The following is a 25,376-nucleotide window of genomic DNA, read 5'->3' as shown; positions in this document are numbered from 1 at the left end:
GCCTTTGCGGAAAAGAGACAAGCGCGGAAAACAGCATGGCTCCCGAAGCAGGGCGGAAACGTCGCATCAGCATTCTCGGCTCGACAGGCTCCATCGGCACCAGCACACTCGATGTGATCCGGCAACTCGGCGGGCGCGAGCGGTTCGAGGTGCTGTCGCTGACCGGCAATGGCAATATCGACCTCCTTGCGGCGCAGGCGCGCGAATGCGGCGCGGCTCTCGCCGTCACGGCCGACGAGAAGCGCTATGCGGAACTCAAGCAGGCGCTTTCGGGCAGCGGCATCGAAGCGGCGGCCGGACGCCAGGCGCTCCTCGACGCCGCCTCTGCCGAAGTCGACTGGGCGATGGCGGCAATCGTCGGCACGGCGGGGCTCGCCCCGACGCTGGCGGCCGCCCGCAGGGGCGCCGATATCGCACTGGCAAACAAGGAATGCCTGGTTTCTGCCGGTGAACTGTTCGTGAAGGCCGTCGCAACGGGCGGCGGCCGGCTTATTCCCGTCGATAGCGAGCATAGTGCGATCTTTCAGGCGCTGGAGGAGGACCAGCGCCATGCCGTGGAACGTATCGTGCTGACGGCATCGGGCGGCCCGTTGCGCACATGGACGCGCGAGGCGATGGCCGATGTCACGGTCGAGGTGGCGCGCGCGCATCCGAACTGGTCGATGGGACTGAAGATCTCGATCGGCAGCGCCTCGATGTTCAACAAGGCGCTCGAGATGATCGAGGCGAAGCATCTCTTCGATGTGCGGCCGGAGCAGATCGAGGTGGTGGTGCATCCGCAGTCGATCGTCCATTCGATGGTCGGCTATGTGGATGGATCGGTGCTGGCGCAGCTTGGGGCGCCGGATATGCGCACGGCGATCGGCTATGCGCTCACCTATCCCGACCGTGCGCCGCTCGATGTCGAGCGTCTGGATTTCGCCCGGCTTTCCCGCCTCGATTTCGAAGCGCCGGACGAAGAGCGCTTTCCGGCGCTGCGGCTGGCGCGGGTGGCGCTTCAGCGCGGCGGTCTCCAGGGCGCGGTGATGAATGCAGCGGAGGAAACCGCCTTCCACGCCTTCGTGGAAGGCCGCATCCGCTTTCTCGCCATGGCCGATGTCGTAGAAGCGGCGATGGATCGCCTCAGCCACCTGCCGCCGGCGACCTCCATGGAGGATGTCTTCGCCGCGGACGAAGAAGCCCGGCGGGTGGCCGCCGGGCTGATCGGATAGGGTCTGGTTTTTGTTTTTCCCGCATTATCCGACGCCGAAGCGATCCCGCTTCGGCCGGAAATGCTCTAGGCGACGGCGCGCGAAAGCGCGCAATGCGACCATAGCGAATGCAGGGCGTCGACGAGATGGTCGATATCGGCGTCCGTGTGCAGCGGCGTCGGCGTGATGCGCAGGCGCTCCGTCTTCTTCGGCACCGTCGGATAGTTGATCGGCTGCACATAGATGCCGAAATCGTTGAGCAGCAGGTCTGAAATCCACTTGCACTTGGCGGCGTCGCCGACCATCACCGGCACGATATGGCTCGGATTGGGCATATGGGGGATGCCCTTGCGATCCAGGGCCGAGCGCAGGCGGCGCACGCGTTCCTGATGGGCGAAGCGCTCGACCTGGTTCTCCTTGAGATGGCGGATCGAGGTGAGCGCCCCGGCGGCCAGCGTCGGCGGCAGGGCCGTCGTGAAGATGAAGCCCGAGGCGAAGGAGCGGACGAAGTCGCAGAGCGCCGTCGAGCCCGTGATATAGCCGCCCATGACGCCGAAGGCCTTGCCGAGCGTGCCCTCGATCACCGTCAGCCGGTGCATCAGGCCGTCGCGCTCGGCGATGCCGCCGCCGCGCGGGCCGTACATGCCGACGGCGTGGACCTCATCAAGATAGGTCATCGCGCCGTAGCGATCGGCAAGGTCGCAGATTTCCCTGATCGGGGCGATGTCGCCATCCATCGAATAGACCGATTCGAAGGCGATGATCTTGGGGGCTTTCGGATCGGCGGCGGCGAGTTTCGCTTCAAGATCCTTCAGGTCGTTATGCTTCCAGATGACGCGCTCGCATTTCGAATGGCGGATGCCTTCGATCATCGAAGCGTGGTTCCCGGCATCGGAAAAACAGATGATGCCGGGAATGCGGGAACAGAGCGTGCCGAGTGCGGCCCAGTTGGAGACATAGCCCGAGGTGAAGAGAAGGGCCGCCTCCTTGCCGTGGAGATCCGCAAGCTCCTGCTCCAGCAGCACATGATAGCGATTGGTGCCGGAGATATTGCGCGTGCCGCCGGCGCCGGCGCCGCATTCGTCGAGCGCGCTTTTCATCGCCTCGATGACCTCGGGATGCTGGCCCATGCCGAGATAATCGTTCGAACACCAGACGGTGACTTCCTGCGGCCCCTGCTCGGTATGGCGCACGGCCTTGGGGAAACTTCCCCGCTGCCGCTTCAGGTCGGCGAAAACGCGGTAACGACCCTCCTCATGCAGTCCGTCCAGTTCGTTCTTGAAGAATGTCTCGAAGTCCATCGGTTTCTCCGGTCCGCTCATGCGCCGGCCTCATCGCCGCCGGCTGTCGTTCAATCGGCTATACCCTGCAGCGGCTCGCTGCAATGCGAAGCGCTGCGGCAAATCGCGTCACCTTTGAACCGTTCCAAAGTATCTTGCCCCGGCAGAAGCCCTCGCTCGTTGATATATGTCAAGTCTGCACGAAAAAAGGACGGCCTTGAACCGTCCCGTTTTCGTGAACTGTTTCCGGCCTGGTATCGCATGTCCCGGCGCGTTCAGGCCGTAGCGACGGCGCGCTTCGCCATGACCTTCACCAGATTGGCGCGATAGTCCGCGTTGCCGTGCAGGTCGGACAGGAGATCGCCCGTCTCGACGGCGACATCGGAGACAACGTCCGGCGACCAGTTCCGTGTCAGCGCCGCCTCGAGGCCGGCATGGCGGAAGACGCCGTTTGCGCCCGCGCCGGTCACGGCCACGCGCACCGTACCGTCGGCCGCCTGTGCGGCGAAGACGCCGGTCATCGCAAAGCGGGAGGCAGGATTGGCGAACTTGCTGTAGCCTGCCCGCGCCGGTGCCTCGAATGTCGCCGCGACGACGATCTCGCCATCCTCCAGCGCCGTTTCGAACAGGCCGGTGAAGAAGTCGCCGGCGGGGATTTCCCGGCGGTCGGTGATGATGGTCGCGTCGAGGCCCAGCATGGCGGCCGGATAGTCCGCCGCCGGGTCGTTGTTGGCGATCGAGCCGCCGAGCGTGCCCATGTGGCGCACCAGCGGATCGCCGATCAATGCGGCGAGATGGCAAAGCGCCGGGCAAACCGCGCTTATCGCGGCGGATGTGGCGACTTCGTTATGGGGCGTGCCGGCACCGATCCTCACCCGGCGGCCCTTGACGGCAATGCCCCGGAGTTCGGCGATGTGACGCAGGTCCACCAGTTCGCTCGGGGCGGCGAGCCGCTGCTTCATGGTCGGGATCAGCGTCATTCCGCCGGCGAGATATTTCGCTTCGTCGCTGTCGGCGCGCAGGCGGACGGCCTCGGCGAGCGAGGAGGCGCGGTGATAGGTCGTTTCATACATGGTCATTCCTCCTTTTCAGTTCGCGGCGGCGCGGGCGGCGGCCCAGACCCTGGCCGGCGTCGCGGGCATGTCGAGGGCGTTGGTGCCGATGGCGTCGGTGATGGCGTTCATCAGCGCCGGCGGCGAGCCGATCGCGCCGGCCTCTCCGCAGCCCTTGATGCCGAGCGGGTTGCCGGGGCAGGGCGTCACCTGATGGGAGACCTGGAAGGAGGGCAGGTCGTCGGCGCGCGGCATGGCGTAATCCATGTAGCTTGCCGTCAGGAGCTGGCCCGTCTGCGGATCGTAATGCACGCCCTCGAGCAGCGCCTGGCCGATGCCCTGGGCAATGCCGCCATGCACCTGGCCCTCGACGATCATCGGATTGATGATGTTGCCGAAGTCGTCGGCCGCCACGAATTGCACGATTTCCGTCTTGCCGGTCTCCGGGTCCACCTCGACCTCGCAGATGTAGCAGCCGGCCGGGAAGGTGAAGTTCGAAGGGTCGTAGAAGGCGCCCTCCTTCAATCCCGGCTCCATGCCCGGCGGCAGGTTGTGTCCCGTGTAGGCGGCAAGCGTCACCTGGAACCAGGGCAGCGACTTGTCGGTGCCGGCGACCTTCAGCGTGCCGTTTTCGATGACGATGTCGCTCTCGTCGGCCTCCATGAGATGGGCGGCGATCTTCCGCGCCTTGGCCTCGACCTTGTCGAGCGCCTTGACGACGGCCGACATGCCGACGGCGCCGGAGCGCGAGCCATAGGTGCCCATGCCCATCTGGACCTTGTCGGTGTCGCCGTGCACGACGGAGACACTGTCGATCGGTACGCCGAAACGGTCGGCGACGAGTTGGGCGAAGGTCGTCTCATGTCCCTGGCCGTGGCTGTGCGACCCGGTCAGGATTTCGACGGTGCCGACCGCATTCACCCGCACCTCCGCCGATTCCCAGAGGCCGACACCGGCCCCGAGCGAGCCGACAGCCGCCGAAGGAGCGATGCCGCAGGCCTCGATATAGCAGCTCATGCCGATGCCGCGCTTCAGGCCGCGGCTTGCCGCCTCGGCCTTGCGGGCGGGAAAGCCGTCCCAGTCCGCCGCCTGGAGCGCCGCCGCCAGCGAGGCGTCGTAGTCGCCGGCGTCATAATTCATGATCACCGGCGTCTGATGCGGGAAGGAGCGGATGAAGTTGATGCGGCGAAGCTCCACCGGCGACAGGCCGAGTTCGCGCGCCGCCGTCTCCACGGTGCGTTCGAGCAGATAGGTCGCCTCCGGCCGGCCCGCGCCGCGATAGGCGTCGACCGGCACCGTATTGGTGTAGACCGTGCGGACATTGGCGTGGATCGCCGGGATGTCATATTGGCCGGAGAGCAGCGTGGCGTAGAGATAGGTCGGGACGGCGGAAGAAAACAGCGACATATAGGCGCCGAGATTGGCGATCGTGTCGACCTTGAGCGCGGTGATGCGGTGGCTGGCGTCGAAGGCCATTTTCACCGTCGAGACATGGTCTCGTCCATGGGCGTCCGTCAGGAACGCCTCGGTGCGGTCGCTCGTCCATTTGACGGGAACGCCCGTGCGTCTGGAGGCCCACAGACAGGTGATCTCCTCCGGATAGATGTAGATCTTCGAGCCGAAGCCGCCGCCGACGTCGGGTGCGATGACCCGCAGCTTGTTTTCCGGCGCGACATTGTAGAAGGCGCTCATGACGAGCCGCGCCACATGCGGGTTCTGGCTGGTCGTGTAGCAGGTGTAGTGGTCGTCCGCCGCGTCGTAGATGCCGAGCGCCGCGCGCGGCTCCATCGGGTTCGGTGCCAGCCGGTTGTTGACGATCCGCATCTGCGTGACATGGGCGGCGGCGGCGATGGCGGCGTCCGTGGCCGCGGCGTCGCCGATGTCCCAGTCGAAGATCAGATTGTTCGGCGCTTCGGGATGCAGTTGCGGCTGGCCGTCGGCAAGCGCCGTCACGGCGTCCGTCACCGCCGGCAGTTCCTCATAGTCGACGATGACGGCCTCTGCGGCGTCGCGGGCCTCCGCCATGCTTTCGGCGACCACCACGGCGACCGCGTCACCCACATAGCGCACGGTTTCATGGGCAAGCGGCCGCCAGGCCCCCATCTTCATCGGCGAGCCGTCCTTCGAATGGATCATCCAGCCGCAGATCAGGTTGCCGATGCCGTCGTCGAGCATCTGCCGGCCATTGAGCACCGCGATGACGCCCGGCATTTCCCCGGCGGCCGTGGCGTCGATGTTTCCGATTCGCGCATGGGCGTGCGGCGAGCGCACGAATGCGGCGAAACACATGCCCGGCACGGTCATATCGTCCGTATAACGACCCTTGCCGGTGAGAAACCGCTTGTCTTCCTTGCGCGTCACGCGCGCGCCGATGCCTTCGACACCCATCTCTCATCTCCTCCCGGTTACAGTCCCGCGTCTATTCCGCGGCCTGTCGAGCCGCGCCCATTTCCGTGGCGGCGGCGAGAATGGCTTTCACGATGTTGTGGTAGCCGGTGCATCGACAGATGTTGCCTTCAAGGTTCTCCCGCACGGTTTTCTCATCGAGAACGGCACCGTAGCGATTGATCATGTCGACGGCGGTCATCACCATGCCCGGCGTGCAGAAGCCGCATTGCAGGCCGTGATTCTGCCGGAAGGCGGCCTGGACGGGGTGAAGTTCGCCATTGGCGGCCAGCCCCTCGATGGTGAGGATCTCGGAGCCGGCGGCCTGGGCCGCCAGGATGGAACAGCTCTTCACGGCCTTGCCGTCCATATGCACGACGCAGGCGCCGCACTGGGAGGTGTCGCAGCCGACATGGGTTCCGGTCAGGCCCAGATTCTCGCGTATGAAATGGACGAGAAGCGTGCGGTCCTCGCACTCCTTCGCGACCTTTCGCCCGTTGACGGTCATCGTAACTTTCGCCATTCGCTCCTCCCTGGCGGTTATCCTCACCGGGACGGTCGCTCGGGCGGACCGTGGCTGCCTGCATTCACAGGCGTGGCGTCGGACCGGGCGACCCGGTGGCCTGCTTTTCCGCTCGCGCTGGCGCTTGCGGCCGTTCCGATGCCCATCTCGCCGTTCTCCCGCATGGCGGCGGCATCGGCCGGAAGCATCATTTGTCTTTTTCGACCGCCGATCAACCGATACTTTTCGCGGGCCGGGAAATTCGCGCCATCCGGCGGAAGGACGGGGACGAAAGAACGCCCCGGTCGACGTTCCGATCAAAAAAATAGCCGGCCGCCATGGACTTCCCCGTTCCGGACTATATTTTCGATTTTGGACAGACCTCGCTGTCGTAGACGGATGCGGTGTGTTGCCTTGAGTAATAAGGGGATGCGCGTGCCCGGCATGAACGGCCGCTGCACAACATTGGAGAACACCTTCATGAAGAAAGTCATTGCGCTTGTCCTGGTCGGACTTTCGGTTGCAGGCTGCACGGCGACGGAGAAGGGCGCGGGTATCGGCGCAGCTTCCGGCGCAATCATCGGCGGCGCGGTCACCGGCAACGTTCGTGGCGCGGCCGTCGGCGCGGCCATCGGCGGTGTTTCTGGCGCCGTCATCGGTTCCGTTTCGGAACAGCCCGGCCAGTGCTATTACCGCGACCGCTACGGCCGCCGCTACATCGATTCCTGCCCGCGTGGTTACTGACCTGCCGGGATCGGATCCGGAAAGGCCCCGGGCGAGCCCCGGGGCCTTTCCATGCGCCCACACCGGTGAAATTTCCACAAGCGCTTCAAATTGCCGGCCTGTCCGTGTAGAACGGCGTTAATCTTACGGAAAACCTAACACGTTAGGGTCTTTTCCAGCCTGACGCCCCGGATGTGACGGGGTTTCCGAAGTTCGTGGCGAAGCCTGGCTTCCCACTCGAGGAATAGAGGCGGCGGACAACAGCCAATGTGGGGCATCGTGAACCGGCTGGAAAAGAGTATTGCGTTTCTCAAGGCGGGCACCGTGCTGGTTGCGGCGGCGGCGCTTTTCTGCGTGCCGATGGCGGCGACGCCTGCCCATGCCTTCGAAATCTTCGGCTGGAAATTCTTCGAGAAGGATGAGGACGAGCCGACGGTCATCGACCCGGTGTCCTATACGCTCACCCTGGACGCCGGTTCCGACGAGGAACTGAAGGACGTCGTCGAAAACGCCTCGATGCTCAAGATGGACGAGGAAAAGCCGGTTTCCGGCGATCTCGGCCTGGTCATCAAGGCGCGTGACGACCGCGACCGCATTCTCGCCGCGCTCTATGAAAAGGCCCGTTACGGCGGCGTGGTGGAGGTGACCATCGCCGGGGAGGATCTCGACCGGCTGCCGCCCAATCCGGAATTTGCGCACCAGGGCCCCGTTCCCGTCACCGTTCGCGTACGGCCGGGGCCGGTCTTCGCCTTCGGCGAGGTCGCCTTCTCGGGCGATGCGGAGGGCCGCAACCCCGCCGATTACGGCATCACGCCGGGAGAGCCGGCGGATTCCATCCTCATCCTGAAGGCCGGCGAGAAGATCGTCGCCGACCTGAAGGCCGAAGGCCGTCCCTTCGCCAAGCTTACCGAGCGCAACGCCACGGCCGATCACCGCACGCAGACGGTGGATGTGGTGATCGCCGCGGAGGGCGGCCCGGTCGCGCCGGTCGGCGCGGTGGGGGTCACCGGCACGAAAACCGTCGATGCGGATTTCGTGGCGAGCTATTCACGCATCAACGCGGGCCAGCCCTATTCGCCGGAGGCGCTCGCCAAGGCGGCCGACAGATTGCGCCAGCTCGGCGTCTTTTCCAGCGTGACGATCCGCGAGGCGACGGCGCTTGCCCCCGACGGATCGCTGCCGATGACCATCGAGGTTTCCGAGGGCAAGCATCGCTATTTCGGCTTCGGCGCGCAGGTCTCCAATACCGACGGCCTCGGGTTGCAGGGCTACTGGGGTCACCGCAACCTGTTCGGCCGGGCGGAATCGCTGCGCGTCGAGGGCGCGATCAACCGCATCGGCGAGGGACGCTTCGGCGATCTCGACTATTCGAGCGCCATCCTCTTTTCCAAGCCGGGCGCTTTCGGCCCCGCCACGACGTTCAATGCCAGCCTCAAGGCGGCCTATGTCGATCCTGACGCCTATCAGGCGCTGACCTTCACCGGCGCGGCGGGCGTGAGTGTTGAGCTTTCCGATGTCGATACGGTCAGCGCCGGCGGCGAGGTCATGTGGAGCGATGTCGATGACGCCTTCGGCAAGAATACCTATCTGACGGTCGCCATCCCGATCGAATACGTGCGCGACACCCGCGACGACAAGCTCAACCCGACCAAGGGCTATCGGGCGCTGATCAATGCCAAGCCGAGCTACGAGACCGAGCGCGGAACGCTGTTTTCCAGCTTCGAGGGCGCGATTACCGGCTACAAGGCGCTGGGCTCCGAGGAGCGCACCGTCCTGGCCGGCAAGCTTGCGGCCGGCACCATCGTCGGCGTGGGCTCGCTTTCGGACATTCCCGCGCCCCGCCGGTTCTTCCTCGGCGGCGGCGGCACCGTGCGCGGCTACGGCTATCAGGAGATTTCGCCCCGCAACGGCGCCGGCAAGCAGCTTGGCGGCCGCTCCTACGTCAATGCAACGGCGGAAGTGCGTGTCAACGTGACCGAGACGATAGGGGTCGTTCCCTTCCTCGACGTCGGCACGGTCTCCACCAGCGCGGTCCCCGATTTCGAGGACATCCGCGCCGGCGCGGGCGTCGGCCTGCGCTATGCGACGCCCTTCGGCCCGTTGCGGCTCGACGTCGCCGTTCCACTCGACAAATATCCGGGCGGTACGTCCTTCGGCGTTTACGCCGGGATCGGGCAATCATTCTGACAATCGCCGCATTCGCCGGACAGACTCTTGATCGTCCGGCGGAATCGGCGACAACACAGGTATGGGCGATTCGCTCTTTCGTACCCCCGCGCTATGGATGAGGCATGAACAGGCTGTCCCGAATTCTCCGCCCCGCTCTTCGCTATGCCGGTTACGGCCTCGCGGCGGTTCTGCTCGTCGCCTTCCTGCTGCTCGGCTTCATCGGCTTTACCGATACGGGTGCGCGCTTCGCAGTCTCGCAAGCGGAGAAGATTGCTGCCGCCAACGGCCAGGGGCTGACGATCGAGGCGCCCTCCGGGCTGCTTACCGGCCGGCTTCGGGCGGATGCGATCACGCTTTCCGACCAGAAGGGCGTCTATGCGGAGGTGCGTGACCTTGCCGTCGACTGGTCGCCGCTCGATCTCCTGTTCTTCCGGTTCGACGCGGAGCGCATCGCCGCCTCTTCCGTTTCCCTGCTGCGCCTTCCCGAGACGACCGGCGAGAGCCCGTCGTCCGGCGGCGGCTTCTCCCTGCCGGTGGAAGTGCATGTCGGCGCGCTCGAGGTGCCGGAGCTTTTCGTGGCGGCGGCGGTCGCCGGGCAGGATCAGCGTATCGCCGTTTCGGCCAGCGCCGACGCGGCCGCCGAACGCATGGCCGCGAAGATCGCCGCTTCGGAAAAGGCGCGGCCGGAGGCGCGCGTGGCTGCGGATATCGTCTTCGATCCAGACAGGAACGAATTGCGGCTGGAGGCCGATGTGCGGGAGCCGGAGGGAGGCATCCTGGCGACCCTCCTGAAGCTGCCGGGCGCGCCCGCCGTGGCGATCCGGCTGACCGGCGAAGGGCCGCTTTCCGAATGGACGGGCCGGCTGACCGCCGCGCTCGACGGCGAGGAAATCCTGCACCTCGACGGAAGCCACGCGCTTGCGGAAAACGGATTGCATGAGGTGGCGCTCACCGGCGGCGGTTCCTTCGATGCGCTGATGCCGCCGCAGTTGCGGCCGCTTTTCGCCGGCGAGACCGGCATCGACCTGCGCGCGGGTTTCGACGGATCCGACATGGTGCGGATCGAAAGCGGCCGGGTGACGACCGGGGCGATGACGCTCGACGCGTCCGGCACGGCGAGCGCCCGGGGCGAGAACGATCTTGCAATACGGCTTGCCGGCCGCGACGGGCCCGTCGATTTCCGCTGGCCGCTTGCCGGAGGCGACCTCAACCTTCTGATCGAGGGGGCGGAGCTGACGCTTGCCGGCGAGGCGAGCGCGGCGGTGCTCGACATGAGCGCGCGGGTCTCATCCCTTGCGCTGCCGGCCGGCCGGATCGACGCCCTGCGGCTTTCGGCCCATAGCGCCGCCTTCGATGTCGCCAGCCGCTCCGGATCGATCGAGACGGTTCTCGAGACCGGCGGGACGGCGTTTTCCAGCCCCGATCTCGACCGTCTCGTGAAGGGGCCGGTCAAGGTCGCCGCGACGCTCGGCGTGACGCCGGCGCGGATCGCCTTCGACCCGGCGACCATCGAGAGCGCCAGTATCGGCGGGACGCTTTCCGGCGGATACGGGCTGGAAAGCGGCGAGGCGGATCTCGCCTTCAAGCTCTTCGCCCTGCCGGCCGTTCTGCCGGAGGCGCTGGCCGGGAAATTCGACACCACCATCGCGGTCGACGGCAGGCTGGCGCTTGCGGCAGGCGGCGCCCTCCGGCTCAGCGATCTGATGGTCAAGTCCGGCACGCTGGAGGCCAATGGCGGCGTATCGCTCGACGGAGACACGCTCGATGCGAAACTGGCCGGCAGCGTTATCGACCTCGGCAAGCTTCTGGCCGATGCCTCCGGGACGGCGGATTTCGACATTTCGGCGTCCGGGCCGCTCGACACGCTGGCGATCGCCGGCAAGGTGACGGCAAGCGGCGCGACGCTGTCCGGCCGGACGCTGAGCGACCTTGTCGTCACGCTCGACGGACGGACGGCTGCGGAGGGGCCGAGCGGCGATCTCACTGCGACCGGCGCCCTCGATGGTCAGGCGATCAACGTCCGCTCGACGGTTTCCTCGCAGGAGGGGCGGATCACCGTTCCGGTGATCGAGGCGGAGATCGGCCCGAACACGTTGAAGGGGGCGCTGTCGCTGAGCGAAGCCTTCCTGCCCGACGGCACCATCCGGTTCGATTTTCCCGATCTCGGGCTTCTGGCCGCCATGACCGGCGAAAAGGCGCAAGGCGATCTTGCGGGCCAGGTCGAGATTGCCTCCAGCGGCGGCAAGACGGCGCTGAGCGTGCAGGCGGCCGGCTCGTCGATTGCCCGCGACACGCTGAGCATCGTGAAACCCGCCGTCGATCTGGAGATTTCCGACCTGTCGACGGTCGCCGCCACCGGTACGGTCCGGGCCGACCGTGTCGCGGCCGGCGAAAACCGCCTGGAGGCGCTGCGACTCGATTTCTCGCGTGAAGGTACCAATACCGGCTTCGAACTTGCTGGAAAGCTCGATGGGGCGCCCCTGTCGACCAGCGGGCGGGTGGAGCAGCGGCCGCAGGGACTTGCCGTCGCCCTCCAGTCCTTCGAGGCGAAGCCGCGCGGCATCGCCGTGAAACTCGCCCGGCCGACGACCATAGAGGTGGTGGATGGCGCAGCCCGGATCGACGGGCTCACCGTCGAGACGGGAAGCGGCTCCGTGACGGCGTCCGGCCGTGCGGGCGAGGCGCTGGATCTGACGGTGAAGCTCAATGCGCTGCCGGCGGCGCTTGCCAATAATTTCGCCGCGGGCCTCGATGCGGAAGGACGGATCGACGGCACCGTGATCGTCAAGGGGCAGGCGGCCAGCCCGACTGTCGATTATGCGCTTGACTGGAAGGGGGCGGCGACAAGCCAGACCAGGGCGGCCGGCGTCGGGACGATCGATATCGGCGCAAACGGCGTCTTTGCCGACAATAGGCTGCGTCTGGACGCCAGTCTCACCGGGGCCGGCGGTCTTTTCTTCAAGGGCGGCGGCACGGTCGGCGTGGGGGGGCAGACGCCGCTTTCGCTCAAGTTCAACGGCACGGTGCCGTTCAGTCTGTTGCAGAACCAGCTTTCGGCGCAGGGATTCGTGCTGACGGGCGATGCCAATGTGGATCTTGCCGTTTCGGGCACGGCGGCGCAGCCGCTGGTGACCGGGACGATCGCCTCCTCCGGTGCGCGGCTGGTCGACGTCCGGCGCAATCTGGCGGTGGAGAAGCTTGCCCTGCGCGTCTCGCTCGACGGGCGGCAGGCGGTGATCCAGGAGTTCGGCGGCCAACTGGCGAGCGGCGGGGCGATCTCGGCGACCGGTACGGTCGGTATCGCCCCCGACAGCGGCTTTCCCGTCGATGTCGCCGTCAAGCTTGGCGATATCACCTATGTGGATGGCACGCTGGTCGCTGCCACGCTTGCGGGCGACCTTACCCTCAAGGGACCGGCGCTGACGGGCCTGTCGCTCGGCGGCAGGATCGCCATCCGGAAGGCCAATATCACCATTCCGCAGAAATTGCCGGCGACCCTGTCGGAAATCGATATCCGGCACCGCAACGCGCCGGCCGACGTACAGCGGATGGCAGCGGATATTTCGCCGGACGTGGGGGGCGACAAGGAAACGCGGGGCATCGGCCTGGATCTCACCATCACCGCGCCGGGCCAGGTCTTCGTGCGCGGGCGCGGCATCAATGCGGAGTTCGGCGGCGATCTGACGATTGCCGGCACCTCGGCCGATCCCAGCATCTCGGGCGGTTTCCAGCTGGAGCGCGGGCGCATGGAGATCCTGACGCGCCGGCTCGATTTCTCGACGGCCACCATCGGTTTTGCCGGCGGTCTCGTGCCGACGGTCAATTTCGTGGCCACCACCACGGCCGACAGGACCGAGATTTCCGTGACTGTCGCCGGTGTGGCCAGCAATCCGACCGTCACCTTCATGTCTTCGCCCTCGCTGCCGCAGGACGAAATCCTGGCCCAGCTGATCTTCAATCGCTCGATGTCGAACCTTTCGGCGGTGCAGATCGCGCAGCTCGCGGCGGCTGCAAGCGAGCTTGCCGGCGGGCGCTCGACCGGCCTTCTCAACAGCCTGCGCAGCAAGCTCGGCGTGGACGATCTCGACATCACCACCGATTCGGAAGGCCGGGCCCAGGTTTCGGCCGGAAAATACCTGAACGACCGCACCTATATCGAACTGAAGCAGGATCCCGAGACCAATGGCGCGAAGGCGGTGATCAACCTCGATGTCGGGCGCGGGCTGAAGTTGCGGGGCGAGGCCGGCAGCGGTGGCAATGCCGGCGCGGGCATATTCTACGAAAAGGAATACTGACCGCCAAAGCCGCAAAAGGCCGGCCCGGTGCCGGCGGGCATAGGCTCCGGTCTTTCAGGCCAGCGTATTCTTGGTGGTCTTCAGCAGGATATTGGTCTCGGTCACGGTGATGCCGTCGATGAGCCGGATGCGATGCAGCGTCTCGTCGAAACTGCCGAGATCGCGATCTTCCAGCTCGGCGATGAAATCCCAGCGCCCGTTGGTGGAATGGAGGGCGCGCACCTGCGGCAGACCGCGCAATTGCATGGCGACCCGGTCGGCCATCTTGCCGTGAACCTCGATCATGACGATGGCCCGCACGCCGCTTCCCGCCAGTTCCGCCCCCGTGGTGATGGTGAAGGCGGCGATGGTGCCGGAGGCGACGAGCCGTTCGATGCGTGCGGCGACGGTGGCGCGCGAGGCGCCGGTCGTTGCCGCCAGCGAGGAGACCGGGAGGCGGGAATTGTGGCGGAGCGCGCTGATCAGCGCGCGGTCGAGATCGTCGAGGTTTGCCATTTTGTCAGGATCGGCTTCTCAAAATGCTGAAACTGGCAAACTATCTGTCAGTTTTTACACTATTTGCCAACAGTGCAACCGGCGATAATGCACCCTGACGAGAAACGTATCGTGATCCGTCGTGGGGGCAGCATGGATGAAAATCGCAAACAGATCGCCTTGATCGGCGCGCCGCTGGAGGAAGGCTCCGGACGGCGGGGCGCGGCGATGGGGCCGACGGCGCTGCGCATCGCCGGTATCGACGCTACGCTGATCGAACTCGGCCATGACGTGAAGGACGAGGGCGATCTCTGCCCGCTGCCGGCCGCCGACCTTGCCGACCATCCCGGCGCGAACGAATTGCAGACGGTGGCGGCCTTTACCCGGGCGCTGGATGCGAGCGTCTATGCCGCTGCCCGTTCGGGCCGGCTGCCCCTGATCCTCGGCGGCGATCATGCGCTTTCGATGGGCTCGGTTTCCGGCATGGCGCGCCATGCCGCCGACGAGGGGCGCCCGCTCTTCGTGCTCTGGCTCGATGCGCATGCGGATTTCAATTCGCCCGCCACCTCGCCTTCCGGCAATATGCACGGCATGCCCGTCGCCTTCTTCTGCGGTCAGGCCGAGTTTGCGCCGATCCTCGAGAAGAATCGCCCGCTGGTCGAGCCCGGCAACGTGTTCCAGGTCGGCATCCGTTCCGTCGATGCGCGGGAGCGCAAGGAGATCGCCGCACAGGGCGTCAATGTCTACGACATGCGCTCCATCGACGAGATCGGCATGGCCCGGATCATGCACGAGATCGTCGACCGTATCAAAGCGCAGAACGGCTTGCTGCATGTGAGCCTCGACGTCGACTTTCTCGATCCCGACCTTGCACCCGGCGTCGGCACGACCGTGCCGGGCGGGGCGACCTTCCGCGAAGCGCATCTTATCATGGAAACGCTCTGCGACAGCGGCCTCGTTTCCTCGCTCGATATCGTCGAGCTCAATCCCTTTCTCGACGACCGGGGCAAGAGCGCCCGCATTCTCGTCGAATTGACCGCCAGCCTTTTCGGGCGCCGGATACTCGACCGGCCAACCCGCAGCGCATGACTATTCCGGAGGAACAAGATGACGTCATCGACCGCGCGCCTGATCGAAGCCGAACACCGCCTCGGCGCTCATAACTACCAACCGCTCGACGTGGTCCTGTCGCGCGGCGAAGGTGTTCATGTCTGGGATATCGACGGCAACCGCTATCTCGATTGCCTGTCGGCCTATTCGGCCGTCAACCAGGGCCATTGCCACCCGAAGATCCTCGCGGCGATGGTGGAGCAGGCGGGGAAGCTGACGCTGACCTCGCGCGCCTTCCGCAACGACCAGCTTGCGCTTTTCTACGAGGAGATCGCCGCGCTGACCGGTTCGCACAAGGTGTTGCCGATGAACTCCGGCGCGGAGGCGGTGGAAACCGCCGTGAAGGCGGTTCGCAAATGGGGGTATGAGGTGAAGGGGGTGGCGGAGAACCGGGCGGAAATCATCGTCTGCGCCGACAACTTCCACGGCCGCACCATGGGCATCGTGAGTTTCTCGACGGATCCCGACGCCCGCACCGGCTTCGGCCCCTTCGCGCCCGGCTTCCGCACCGTGCCTTTCGGCGATATCGACGCCTTCCGCGCCGCGATCAACGAGAATACGGTTGCTTTCCTCGTCGAGCCCATCCAGGGCGAGGCGGGCGTGATCATCCCCCCTGCCGGCTATTTCTCCTCGGTGCGCGATCTCTGCACCCGGCACGGCATCACGCTGATCCTCGACGAGATCCAGACCGGGCTCGGCCGCACCGGCCGGCTTCTGGCCGAGGAGCATGAGGGCGTGGAAGCGGATGTGACGCTGGTCGGAAAGGCTCTGTCCGGAGGCTTCTATCCGGTCTCGGCGGTGCTTTCCAACAGCGAGGTCCTGGGTGTGCTGAAGCCGGGCCAGCACGGTTCGACCTTCGGCGGCAATCCGCTGGCCTGCGCCATCGCGCGCGCGGCGCTGAAAGTCCTCGTCGAGGAGGATATGATCGCCAATTCGGCCCGCATGGGCGAGCGCTTTCAGGCGGGGCTCAATGACATCCGCTCCAACCTCGTCAAGGAGGTGCGCGGGCGCGGCCTGATGCTGGCCGTCGAACTCGATCCCGCCGCCGGCGGTGCGCGTAAATATTGCGAGGCGCTGAAGGAGCGCGGCATCCTCGCCAAGGATACGCATGGCGATACGATCCGTATCGCGCCGCCGCTCGTCATCACCGCAGACCAGGTCGACTGGGCGCTGGAGCAGTTCGAGGCGGTGCTTCGCGCCTGAGGAGCGACTTGTGGGAAAGGAAAAAGGCTGCGCCGGCGCGTGGCCTTTTTTCGTTTGCCGTTGCGCCGGACGCCGGCGTTTGAAGGATGTTAACCCGTCGGTGTCTAGGATCGGTTCCAGTTTTCAAGGGGCTTCGGGGTTTTTCGATGACGACAATCAACACAGCCGGTTTCGACGGAGAGACGCTCGAAATCATCGCCTTCCGCCTGCATGATCAGGAGTTCTGCGTAAAGACGACGACGATCCGCGAGATTCGCGGCTGGGCCCGGTCGACACCCATTCCCCATGCGCCGCCGGATGTCATCGGGGTGATGAACCTGCGCGGCAGCGTGATCCCGATCATTGATCTCGCCCATAAGCTCGGAATGAAGAGCACCGACGCCAACGAGCGCAGCGCCATCGTCGTTGCAGAAGTGTACAATATGGTGGTCGGACTCGTGGTCGACCGCGTGTCGGACATCCTCACCATTCGCGGCGAGCAGATCCAGCCGGTGCCGGAAGTGACGACGTCCTTCGACAAAACCTATGCCGAAGGGATCATCGCGCATGAGAATGGCATGATCTGCTTCCTCAATCTGTCGCGCATGTTCAGGGAACGCGACGGGGAAGACCTGGCGGCCTGACGACCCTTTCCGCCGGTTGCAATCGGCCGCCGCGCGGTTCATGCGTGGCGGCATTTTTTGCCAGCGTATGCAACTATAAAGTGTTTTACTGGTTTGAAAGTTTATATCTTCGAGTGTCGAATACCCTGTAAATCCGGTATTCACGCGCGGAACTAGATGAATTGGCCCTCCCTGCTTCATGATCTTTTAACAAAGAAATATCTATCCTTGATTGCAGATGCGCATTTCTATCGCTTTCGGCATGACGCCTTCCGCGAAGATTGATCGACCGTCACAGGACGTACGGGGTCTGCATCGGCAAGAGCGACTCCGGCAGTATCAACAACAGGATGAATGCCGCCCGGGCGGGCTTTCCGGCCCATGCGGTTTCGCCAGGAGGACAGGTCATGTTGTCATTCGCGCGCTTTGGAGACGCCAGCCATGTGATCGCGGCGCTTTCGCGATCGCAGGCCATCATCGAGTTCGATCTCTCCGGAAAAATTCTGACCGCAAACGAAAACTTCTGCCGGACCCTCGGCTATGAACTGCGCGAGATCGTCGGTCAGCATCATCGCATGTTCTGCGATGCCGCCTATGTGGCGAGCGACGAATACAAGGCGTTCTGGGCGGGGCTTTCGCGCGGGGAATACGATTCCAACGTCTACAAGCGGCTTTGCAAGGGCGGCGCGGAGATCTGGATCCAGGCGAGCTACAATCCGGTGCTGCGCGGCGGAAAGCCTTACAAGGTGGTGAAATTCGCGACCGATATCACCGAAAGACGGGTGCAGGCGGCGGAGGACGCAAGCAAGCTCGCCGCCATTTCCCGCTCGCAGGCGATCATCGAATTCACGCCAGCCGGCGAAGTGCTGGACGCCAACGAGAATTTCTGCGCGGTGCTGGGCTACGAGCTTTCGGAAATCCGTGGCAAGCATCACCGTATTTTCTGCGACCCGACCTATGCCCGCACGCCGGCCTATGAGGACTTCTGGAAGAGCCTCGCGGAAGGCCGGTTTGTTTCCAACGAGTTCGTCCGTTACGGCAAGGACGGGAGGGAAGTCTGGATTCAGGCCGCCTATAACCCGATGCGCGACCTCAATGGCCAGGTTTACAAGATCGTCAAGTTTGCGACGGATGTCACCGAGCGCATGTCGGCGATCAACCTTCTCGGCGGTGCGCTGAAGGCCTTGTCGGAAGGAGATCTGACGCAGCATCTTTCCACGGCTTTCGTGCCGTCGATGGAAGCGGTGCGAAAGGACTTCAACGAGGCGGTCGCCGGATTGCACGCGGCGATGCGGACGGTTGAAACAAACGCCAACGCCATTGCCTCCGGCGCGCAGGAAATCCGCTCGGCGGCTGACGACCTCGCCAAGCGCACCGAGCAGCAGGCGGCTTCCGTAGAGGAGACCGCCGCCGCATTGGACCAGATCACCACGACGGTCGCCGATTCCAGCCGCCGCGCCGATGAGGCGGGCACGCTCGTCGCCCGGACCCGGGACGGGGCGGAAAAGTCGGGCGAGGTGGTCAAGCAGGCCATCGAGGCCATGGGCCAGATCGAGGGCTCGTCGCGGGAAATATCCAACATCATCGGCGTCATCGACGATATCGCCTTCCAGACCAACCTTCTGGCGCTCAACGCGGGCGTCGAGGCGGCGCGGGCCGGCGAGGCCGGCAAGGGCTTCGCCGTCGTGGCGCAGGAAGTGCGTGAACTCGCCCAGCGTTCGGCAAGCGCCGCGAAGGATATCAAGGGTCTCATCACCACCTCGGGCGAGCAGGTGCGCAACGGTGTCGCGCTGGTCGGTGAAACCGGGCGGGCGCTGGAGGCTATCCTCGCGCAGGTGCAGGACGTTCATGTCAATGTGGTGGCGATCGTCGAGGCTTCCCGCGAGCAGTCCAGCGGGCTCGGCGAGATCAACCAGGCGGTCAATGCGATGGATCAGGCCACGCAGCAGAATGCGGCGATGGTCGAGGAAAGCACCGCGGCGAGCCACGCCATGGCGCGCGAAGCGGATGCGCTGCACGGGCTGATCCGCGGCTTCCGCCTTTCCGGAGATGCGGGCGCCCCGCGTCCGGCGGCCGGATCGGTCGCCAGGCTTCATGCGGTCGCCCGCACGATGCGGGGTTCAGGCGGCGGTGCGGCGGCGGCTGCTGCGACGGGCTGGGAGGAGTTCTGACGCGCCGCCGGCCTGCCGGCGCGGCTCAGCCTGCCGCCGGCGGCGGGGTCGTCGGGCCGCGTGCTGCTTCCGCCGGCGGCCGGCGAATGAGCGGCACGGCCTGGCGAACGAGCCCGTCGAGCCCCTCGCCGCCCTCGTTTTCGACGAGGGCGAACAGGGCGCGGCGCATGCGCGGCTCCCAGAACTTGTTGATGTGGTCTGCGACTTCCTGCGGGCCGTCGAGAGCCGGCTGGGTGTGGAAGAAGGCGGCGATCTGGTTCGCCATCCGGACGAGCTTGTTTTCCTCGGACATCAGACCTGCTCCTGAATGTTTTCCGTCCGGCGGGCTTTCGTGCTCACGCGTTCCGCGCCGGTGAAGATTTCGAATTCGTCACCCCTGACCAGGGCGATCAGCGTCATGCCCGCTGTCTCGGCGGTGCGGATCGCCAGCGCCGTCGGCGCTGAAATGGCGATGATGAAAGGGCTGCCGATGACGGCGGTCTTCTGCACCATTTCGACCGACACCCGGCTGGTCACGACCACTGCTCCGGCCGCGCCCTCGTGGCCCGCCCGGCATGCCGCGCCAGCAAGCTTGTCGAGGGCGTTGTGGCGGCCCACATCCTCGCGCACGGCCACAAGGCCGCGACCGGGGACGTAGAAGCCGGCGCCGTGGACGGCCCGTGTCGCATGATGCAGCGGCTGCTGGCCATCGAGCAGGCGAACGGCCTCGATCACCTCCTCCTCGCTCAGCGTCAGCGATGAGGCGCGGACGGACGGCGTCGGACGCACCGCCTGTTCGATCGATTCGATGCCGCACAGGCCGCAACCGACAGGGCCGGCCATGTGGCGACGCCGGGCGACGAGCGCATCGTTCTGCGGCTCGACGAGCCGGATCTGCACGTCGATGCCCTTTTCTTCCGTGACGATCCCGATCGTCTCGATCTGCGAGGGATCGCCGATGATGCCTTCGGTCAGGCTGAAGCCTGTCGCGAAGTCCTCCAGATCGGCCGGTGTCGCCATCATCACCGCGTGGGTCGAACCGGCATAGGAAAAGGCGACGGGCGTTTCCTCCGGCACGAGACGCTTTCCGGCGGACAGCCGCCCCCCGCGGCGGGTGACGTCCGGCACTTCGACGCAGAGGGCGGGATCCGGCATGATCTGTTCTATTCCGCGGCCTCCAGCTTGCCGGCAATCCGCCGCGTCTTGCGTGACAGGTCCTCATATTCGAGCTGCCAGTCGGACGGCCCGTTGGAGGGTGCGACCTGCACGGCGGTCACCTTGAACTCGGGGCAGTTGGTGGCCCAGTCGGAAAAGTCGGTGGTGATGACGTTCGCCTGGGTGTCCGGGTGGTGGAAGGTGGTGTAGACGACCCCTGTCGCGACGCGGTCGGTGACAAGCGCGCGAAGGGTGGTTTCGCCGGAACGGCTGGCCAGCCGCACCCAGTCGCCGTCGCGGATGCCGCGGTTTTCCGCGTCGTGCGGGTGAATCTCCAGCCGGTCCTCCGCATGCCAGGCGACATTGTCGGTGCGGCGTGTCTGCGCCCCGACATTGTACTGGCTGAGGATGCGGCCGGTGGTCAGCAGCAGCGGGAAACGCGGGCCGGTCTTCTCGTCCGTCGCGATATATTCCGTGCGGATGAACTTGCCCTTGCCGCGGACGAAGCCGTCCACATGCATGATCGGCGAGCCCTGCGGGTGTGTATCGTTGCAGGGCCATTGCACCGAACCCATCTCCTCCAGATAGTCGTAGGAGACATTGGCGAAGCTCGGGGTCGTGGCCGCGATTTCGTCCATGATCTCGGAAGGATGGCTGTAGTTCCAGTCGATACCCATGGCCCGGGCGAGATCCTGCGTCACCTGCCAGTCGGCAAAGCCGTTTCTCGGCGTCATCACGCGGCGCACGCGGTTGATGCGGCGTTCGGCGTTGGTGAAGGTGCCGTCCTTTTCGAGGAAGGTGGAGCCCGGCAGGAAGACATGCGCGTAGCGGGCGGTCTCATTGAGGAAGAGGTCCTGCACGACGACGCATTCCATCGCCGCGAGGCCCGCCGAGACGTGCTTCGTATCCGGGTCGGATTGCAGGATGTCCTCGCCCTGGATGTAGAGACCCATGAAGGAGCCCTCCACGGCGGCGTCCAGCATGTTGTTGATACGCAGGCCCGGTTCGGGGTTGAGCGTGACGCCCCACATCTTTTCGAAAACGTCGCGGGTGGCGTCGTCGGAGATATGGCGATAGCCCGGCAACTCGTGGGGGAAGGAGCCCATGTCGCAGGAGCCCTGCACGTTGTTCTGGCCGCGCAAGGGGTTCACCCCGACGCCGGGACGGCCGATATTGCCCGTCACCATCGCAAGGTTGGCGATGGCCATGACGGCGGTGGAGCCCTGGCTGTGCTCCGTGACGCCGAGGCCGTAGTAGATCGAGCCATTGCCGCCGGTGGCGAAGAGGCGGGCGGCTTCGCGCACGGCTTCCGCCGGGACGCCGGTCAGCGCTTCCGTTGCCTCGGGGCTGTAGCGAGGATCGGAAACGAAGGCGGCCCAGTCCTCGAATTCCGCCCAGTCGCAGCGCTCGCGGATGAAGCGCTCGTCGCTGAGACCTTCCGTCACGATGACATGGGCAAGCGCGGTGATGACGGCGACATTGGTGCCGGGCCGCAACGGCAGGTGATGCGCCGCCTTGATGTGGGGCGACGAGACGAGTTCGATGCGTCGCGGGTCGATGACGATCAGTTTCGCGCCCTGCCGCAGCCGCTTCTTGAGACGGGAGCCGAAAACGGGATGAGCGTCCGTCGGATTGGCGCCGATGATGATCACCACGTCGGTTTCCTCGACGGAATCGAAGTCCTGCGTGCCGGCGGAGGTTCCGAAGGCCTGGCCGAGGCCATAGCCGGTCGGCGAATGGCAGACGCGGGCGCAGGTATCGACGTTGTTGTTGCCGAAGCCGGCGCGCACCAGCTTCTGCACCAGATAGGTCTCCTCGTTGGTGCAGCGCGAGGAGGTGATGCCGCCGATCGAATCGCGGCCGTATTGATACTGGATGCGGCGGAATTCGGAGGCCGCATGGGCATAGGCCTCCTCCCAGGTGACTTCACGCCAGGGGTCGGTGATCTTCTCGCGGATCATCGGATTGAGGATACGGTCGCGATGGGTGCTGTAGCCATAGGCGAAGCGGCCCTTGACGCAGGAGTGACCGCGGTTGGCCTTGCCGTCCTTCCACGGCACCATGCGCACCAGTTCCTCGCCGCGCATTTCCGCCTTGAAGGAGCAGCCGACGCCGCAATAGGCGCAGGTGGTGACGACGGAATGCTCCGGCTGGCCGATGTCGATGACCGATTTCTCGATGAGCGTCGCGGTCGGGCAGGCCTGCACGCAGGCGCCGCAGGAGACGCATTCCGAATCGATGAACAATTCATGCATGCCGGCGGAGACGCGGCTTTCGAAGCCCCGGCCCTCGATGGTCAGCGCGAAGGTGCCCTGCACTTCCTCGCAGGCGCGCACGCAGCGCGAGCAGACGATACATTTCGAGGGATCATAGGCGAAATAGGGATTCGATTCGTCCTTGGGCGTCCAGTGCGGATTGGCCTCGCCGTTGTTGCGGGCGCGGATGTGGTTTTCGCCCTCATAGCCGTAGCGCACGTCGCGCAGGCCGACCGCGCCGGCCATGTCCTGCAATTCGCAGTCGCCATTGGCGGCGCAGGTCAGGCAGTCGAGTGGGTGATCCGAAATGTAGAGTTCCATCACGCCGCGGCGGATCTGCTTGAGGCGTTCGGTCTGGGTGCGCACCACCAGCCCCGGCGCGACGGGGGTCGTGCAGGAGGCCGGCGTGCCGTTGCGCCCGTCGATCTCCACGAGACAGAGGCGGCAGGAGCCGAAGGCGTCCATCATGTCGGTGGCGCAGAGCTTCGGCACCTCTATGCCGGCCTCCATCGAGGCGCGCATGATCGAGGTGCCTTCCGGCACGGTGACCTCGCGGCCGTCGACGGTCAGCGTGACCATCGCCTCGGAGCGGGATTCCGGCGTGCCGTAGTCGATTTCACGAATGAGGGGCATGAGAAGCCTCCGGTGCGCGAGAAAGGGAAGAATTCGGTCGTATGGCGGGAAGCGTGCCGTTCATTCCGCAGCCTCCACCATCGGCGTGGGCCGGAAGTCTTCGGGGAAATGGGTCATGGCGCTCATCACCGGATAAGGCGTGAAGCCGCCAAGCGCGCAGAGCGAGCCGAACTTCATGGTGTTGCAGAGATCGGTCAGGAGATCGCGGTTCTTCTCCGGTTCGATCCCGCGGGCGATCTGGTCGACGGTCTCGACGCCGCGCGTCGAGCCGATGCGGCAGGGTGTGCACTTGCCGCAGCTTTCGATGGCGCAGAATTCCATGGCGAAACGCGCCTGCTTGAGCATATCGGCGGTGTCGTCGAAGACGGTGATGCCGGCGTGGCCGATAAGCCCGTCCTTCGCGGCGAAGGCTTCATAGTCGAAGGGCGTGTCGAAGAGCGCGCGCGGGAAATAGGCGCCGAGCGGGCCGCCGACCTGGACCGCCTTGACCGGCCGGCCGGAGGCGGTGCCGCCGCCGATCGTATCGACGATCTGGCCGAGCGTCAGTCCGAAGGCCGTTTCGTAGAGGCCGGCATGGCGCACGTTGCCGGCGATCTGGATCGGGATCGTTCCGCGCGAGCGGCCCATGCCGAAATCGCGGTAATAGGCAGCACCCCGGTCCATGATGATCGGCACGGAGGCAAGCGAGATGACGTTGTTGACGACCGTTGGGCGACCGAGGAAACCTTGCAGCGCCGGCAGCGGCGGCTTGGCGCGCACGACGCCGCGCTTGCCCTCCAGGCTGTTGAGCAGCGAGGTTTCCTCGCCGCAGACATAGGCGCCGGCGCCGACGCGGACTTCCATGTCGAAGGCGCGGCCGGAGCCGAGGATGGAAGGGCCGAGCAGGCCCGCCGCCCGGGCCGCCACGATGGCGTTCCGCATCGTTTTCACGGCATGGGGATATTCTGATCGGGTGTAGATATAGCCTTTCGTCGCACCCGTCGCCAGACCGGCGATCGTCATGCCCTCGACCAGCACGAAGGGGTCGCCTTCCATGATCATGCGGTCGGCGAAGGTGCCGCTGTCGCCCTCGTCGGCATTGCAGACGATATATTTCTGCGGACCGGCGGCATCGAGGACGGTTTTCCACTTGATGCCGGTCGGGAAACCCGCGCCGCCACGGCCGCGCAGGCCGCTGTCGGTCACTTCCCGCACCACGTCGGCCGGGTCCATGGCGAGCGCCTTTTCAAGACCGGTCAGTCCGCGATGGGCGCGATAGTCTTCGAGCGAAAGGGGATCGGTGACGCCGCAGCGGGCGAAGGTGAGCCGGGTCTGGCCCTTGAGAAAGGGGATTTCTTCGGTGAGCCCGTGGCAAAGCGCATGCGGCCTGCCTTCCGCAAGGCCCGCATCGAGCAGGGCCGCAACGTCGGCGGCGCTGACGGGACCGTAGGCGACGCGGCCGGCCGGCGTCTCCACCTCCACCAGCGGCTCCAGCCAGTGCAGGCCGCGAGAGCCGTTGCGCACGATCTTCACGTCGAGACCGCGCCCGGCGATTTCCCGGTGCAGCGTCTCCGCCACGGCTTCGGCGCCAAGGGCGAGCGCGGCGGCGTCGCGGGGAACATAGATGCGGACGGTCATCGGCGCGCCTCCTCGACGAGGGCCTGCGCCCGGGCCGGGTCGAGCCGGCCGTGCACCGCGCCGTCCAGCATGGCGGACGGCGCGCAGGAACAGAGCCCGAGACAGTAGACGGGTTCGAGCGTCACCGCGCCATCGCCGGTCGTTTCATGAAAATCGATGCCGAGCATCGCCTTCACCCGTTCGGCCACCGCATCGCCGCCCATCGACTGGCAGGCTTCCGCCCGACAGAGCTTCAGCACATGCCGGCCGGCCGGCTGCTGGCGGAAATCATGGTAGAAGGTGACGACGCCATGCACTTCGGCGCGCGAAAGATTGAGTTCGCGGGCGATCACAGGCAGGCTTTCCTGCGGGATATGGCCGAATTCGGCCTGGATCTCGTGCAGGATGGGCAGGAGCGGGCCTTCCAGCTCCCGCAACGCGTCGATGATCGACAGGCTTCGTTTCCCGACATCGCCGCCGGTCGCATGGACATTCATGATCAGGCCTCCCGAACGGACACGACCCAGTACCGCAAGAGGGAGACGGATTCCGGTGCGCCGAAAACTTCAAGTCGCTGCTGTGCGAAGCCCGGAACACCGCCA

At 65.6% G+C, this 25,376-nt stretch carries 18 protein-coding genes; 8 read left to right on the top strand and 10 right to left on the bottom strand.

All coding sequences use genetic code 11. The annotated features are described in order from the left end of the window. Window positions 1-35: 35 nt before the first annotated feature. On the top strand, window positions 36-1,211 hold the full coding sequence (dxr, locus tag KYK29_RS20580) for a 1-deoxy-D-xylulose-5-phosphate reductoisomerase (RefSeq protein WP_254692780.1): 1,176 nt from the start codon (window positions 36-38) through the stop codon (window positions 1,209-1,211). Window positions 1,212-1,276: 65 nt separating this feature from the next. Here the strand turns inward: dxr and hemA are convergent, their stop codons facing one another. The 4 genes from hemA to KYK29_RS20560 form a co-directional block, all read right to left on the bottom strand. After that, window positions 1,277-2,491, bottom strand: a complete 1,215-nt coding sequence (gene hemA, locus KYK29_RS20575) for a 5-aminolevulinate synthase (protein WP_254692779.1) — start codon at window positions 2,489-2,491, stop codon at window positions 1,277-1,279. Window positions 2,492-2,745: 254 nt separating this feature from the next. Then, window positions 2,746-3,543 carry an FAD binding domain-containing protein gene (locus KYK29_RS20570; protein WP_254692778.1) on the bottom strand — a complete coding sequence of 266 codons (798 nt, stop codon included), beginning with the start codon at window positions 3,541-3,543 and terminating at the stop codon, window positions 2,746-2,748. A gap of 15 nt (window positions 3,544-3,558) precedes the next feature. Then, a complete protein-coding gene (locus KYK29_RS20565) occupies window positions 3,559-5,910 on the bottom strand; it encodes a xanthine dehydrogenase family protein molybdopterin-binding subunit (RefSeq protein ID WP_254692777.1) in 2,352 nt (783 codons plus the stop codon). A 31-nt stretch (window positions 5,911-5,941) separates the two neighbouring features. Then, window positions 5,942-6,430 (bottom strand): (2Fe-2S)-binding protein, encoded by a 489-nt coding sequence (locus KYK29_RS20560; protein ID WP_254692776.1) that lies wholly within the window; start codon window positions 6,428-6,430, stop codon window positions 5,942-5,944. Between the two features lie 459 nt (window positions 6,431-6,889). On the opposite strand from KYK29_RS20560, the gene KYK29_RS20555 reads away from it, so the two are divergent. The 3 genes from KYK29_RS20555 to KYK29_RS20545 all read left to right on the top strand — a co-directional run bounded on the left by KYK29_RS20555 (window position 6,890) and on the right by KYK29_RS20545 (window position 13,596). Continuing rightward, a complete protein-coding gene (locus KYK29_RS20555; protein WP_254692775.1) occupies window positions 6,890-7,153 on the top strand; it encodes a YMGG-like glycine zipper-containing protein in 264 nt (87 codons plus the stop codon). Between the two features lie 246 nt (window positions 7,154-7,399). Further along, the gene (locus tag KYK29_RS20550) at window positions 7,400-9,319 is read left to right on the top strand and encodes an autotransporter assembly complex protein TamA (protein WP_437437283.1); all 1,920 of its coding nucleotides are present in this window, start codon (window positions 7,400-7,402) and stop codon (window positions 9,317-9,319) included. A 104-nt stretch (window positions 9,320-9,423) separates the two neighbouring features. Beyond that, window positions 9,424-13,596 carry a translocation/assembly module TamB domain-containing protein gene (locus tag KYK29_RS20545; protein WP_254692774.1) on the top strand — a complete coding sequence of 1,391 codons (4,173 nt, stop codon included), beginning with the start codon at window positions 9,424-9,426 and terminating at the stop codon, window positions 13,594-13,596. Between the two features lie 54 nt (window positions 13,597-13,650). Here the strand turns inward: KYK29_RS20545 and KYK29_RS20540 are convergent, their stop codons facing one another. Continuing rightward, window positions 13,651-14,091: an Lrp/AsnC family transcriptional regulator gene (locus KYK29_RS20540; protein WP_254692773.1), complete on the bottom strand. Its 441-nt coding sequence runs from the start codon at window positions 14,089-14,091 to the stop codon at window positions 13,651-13,653. A 132-nt stretch (window positions 14,092-14,223) separates the two neighbouring features. Between KYK29_RS20540 and rocF the strand changes: the two genes are divergently transcribed. From rocF to KYK29_RS20520, 4 genes are all read left to right on the top strand, one after another. Then, on the top strand, window positions 14,224-15,159 hold the full coding sequence (rocF, locus tag KYK29_RS20535; protein WP_254692772.1) for an arginase: 936 nt from the start codon (window positions 14,224-14,226) through the stop codon (window positions 15,157-15,159). Between the two features lie 18 nt (window positions 15,160-15,177). Then, the gene (rocD, locus tag KYK29_RS20530) at window positions 15,178-16,383 is read left to right on the top strand and encodes an ornithine--oxo-acid transaminase (protein ID WP_254692771.1); all 1,206 of its coding nucleotides are present in this window, start codon (window positions 15,178-15,180) and stop codon (window positions 16,381-16,383) included. 146 nt (window positions 16,384-16,529) lie between these two features. Continuing rightward, window positions 16,530-17,006 (top strand): chemotaxis protein CheW, encoded by a 477-nt coding sequence (locus KYK29_RS20525; protein ID WP_254692770.1) that lies wholly within the window; start codon window positions 16,530-16,532, stop codon window positions 17,004-17,006. A 386-nt stretch (window positions 17,007-17,392) separates the two neighbouring features. Beyond that, window positions 17,393-19,156, top strand: a complete 1,764-nt coding sequence (locus KYK29_RS20520) for a methyl-accepting chemotaxis protein (protein WP_254692769.1) — start codon at window positions 17,393-17,395, stop codon at window positions 19,154-19,156. Window positions 19,157-19,181: 25 nt separating this feature from the next. Here the strand turns inward: KYK29_RS20520 and KYK29_RS20515 are convergent, their stop codons facing one another. The 5 genes from KYK29_RS20515 to KYK29_RS20495 are packed head-to-tail and all read right to left on the bottom strand — an operon-like array spanning window position 19,182 to window position 25,271. After that, window positions 19,182-19,448 carry a formate dehydrogenase subunit delta gene (locus KYK29_RS20515; protein WP_254692768.1) on the bottom strand — a complete coding sequence of 89 codons (267 nt, stop codon included), beginning with the start codon at window positions 19,446-19,448 and terminating at the stop codon, window positions 19,182-19,184. Next, window positions 19,448-20,290 (bottom strand): formate dehydrogenase accessory sulfurtransferase FdhD, encoded by an 843-nt coding sequence (gene fdhD, locus KYK29_RS20510; RefSeq protein WP_254692767.1) that lies wholly within the window; start codon window positions 20,288-20,290, stop codon window positions 19,448-19,450. The genes KYK29_RS20515 and fdhD overlap by 1 nt, the downstream gene beginning before the upstream one ends. A gap of 8 nt (window positions 20,291-20,298) precedes the next feature. Further along, window positions 20,299-23,178 carry a formate dehydrogenase subunit alpha gene (fdhF, locus tag KYK29_RS20505; RefSeq protein WP_254692766.1) on the bottom strand — a complete coding sequence of 960 codons (2,880 nt, stop codon included), beginning with the start codon at window positions 23,176-23,178 and terminating at the stop codon, window positions 20,299-20,301. Between the two features lie 60 nt (window positions 23,179-23,238). Beyond that, window positions 23,239-24,795 carry a formate dehydrogenase beta subunit gene (locus KYK29_RS20500; protein ID WP_254692765.1) on the bottom strand — a complete coding sequence of 519 codons (1,557 nt, stop codon included), beginning with the start codon at window positions 24,793-24,795 and terminating at the stop codon, window positions 23,239-23,241. Beyond that, window positions 24,792-25,271 (bottom strand): formate dehydrogenase subunit gamma, encoded by a 480-nt coding sequence (locus KYK29_RS20495; protein WP_254692764.1) that lies wholly within the window; start codon window positions 25,269-25,271, stop codon window positions 24,792-24,794. Before KYK29_RS20495 ends, KYK29_RS20500 begins: the two co-directional genes overlap by 4 nt. Between the last annotated feature and the right edge of the window lie 105 nt (window positions 25,272-25,376).

It is taken from the genome of Shinella daejeonensis (assembly GCF_024281235.1).
Classification (GTDB): Bacteria; Pseudomonadota; Alphaproteobacteria; order Rhizobiales; family Rhizobiaceae; genus Shinella; species Shinella daejeonensis.
This window is presented reverse-complemented; position numbering and strand designations above follow the sequence as displayed.

Coding starts and splice junctions, on each gene's coding strand:
- fdhF (WP_254692766.1), bottom strand. CDS start 23,178: ATGCCCCTCATTCGTGAAATCGACTACGGCACGCCGGAATCCCGCTCC.
- KYK29_RS20565 (WP_254692777.1), bottom strand. CDS start 5,910: ATGGGTGTCGAAGGCATCGGCGCGCGCGTGACGCGCAAGGAAGACAAG.
- KYK29_RS20520 (WP_254692769.1), top strand. CDS start 17,393: ATGTTGTCATTCGCGCGCTTTGGAGACGCCAGCCATGTGATCGCGGCG.
- KYK29_RS20570 (WP_254692778.1), bottom strand. CDS start 3,543: ATGTATGAAACGACCTATCACCGCGCCTCCTCGCTCGCCGAGGCCGTC.
- KYK29_RS20540 (WP_254692773.1), bottom strand. CDS start 14,091: ATGGCAAACCTCGACGATCTCGACCGCGCGCTGATCAGCGCGCTCCGC.
- hemA (WP_254692779.1), bottom strand. CDS start 2,491: ATGGACTTCGAGACATTCTTCAAGAACGAACTGGACGGACTGCATGAG.
- KYK29_RS20555 (WP_254692775.1), top strand. CDS start 6,890: ATGAAGAAAGTCATTGCGCTTGTCCTGGTCGGACTTTCGGTTGCAGGC.
- KYK29_RS20500 (WP_254692765.1), bottom strand. CDS start 24,795: ATGACCGTCCGCATCTATGTTCCCCGCGACGCCGCCGCGCTCGCCCTT.
- fdhD (WP_254692767.1), bottom strand. CDS start 20,290: ATGCCGGATCCCGCCCTCTGCGTCGAAGTGCCGGACGTCACCCGCCGC.
- dxr (WP_254692780.1), top strand. CDS start 36: ATGGCTCCCGAAGCAGGGCGGAAACGTCGCATCAGCATTCTCGGCTCG.
- rocD (WP_254692771.1), top strand. CDS start 15,178: ATGACGTCATCGACCGCGCGCCTGATCGAAGCCGAACACCGCCTCGGC.
- KYK29_RS20495 (WP_254692764.1), bottom strand. CDS start 25,271: ATGAATGTCCATGCGACCGGCGGCGATGTCGGGAAACGAAGCCTGTCG.
- KYK29_RS20525 (WP_254692770.1), top strand. CDS start 16,530: ATGACGACAATCAACACAGCCGGTTTCGACGGAGAGACGCTCGAAATC.
- KYK29_RS20560 (WP_254692776.1), bottom strand. CDS start 6,430: ATGGCGAAAGTTACGATGACCGTCAACGGGCGAAAGGTCGCGAAGGAG.
- KYK29_RS20515 (WP_254692768.1), bottom strand. CDS start 19,448: ATGTCCGAGGAAAACAAGCTCGTCCGGATGGCGAACCAGATCGCCGCC.
- KYK29_RS20550 (WP_437437283.1), top strand. CDS start 7,400: ATGTGGGGCATCGTGAACCGGCTGGAAAAGAGTATTGCGTTTCTCAAG.
- rocF (WP_254692772.1), top strand. CDS start 14,224: ATGGATGAAAATCGCAAACAGATCGCCTTGATCGGCGCGCCGCTGGAG.
- KYK29_RS20545 (WP_254692774.1), top strand. CDS start 9,424: ATGAACAGGCTGTCCCGAATTCTCCGCCCCGCTCTTCGCTATGCCGGT.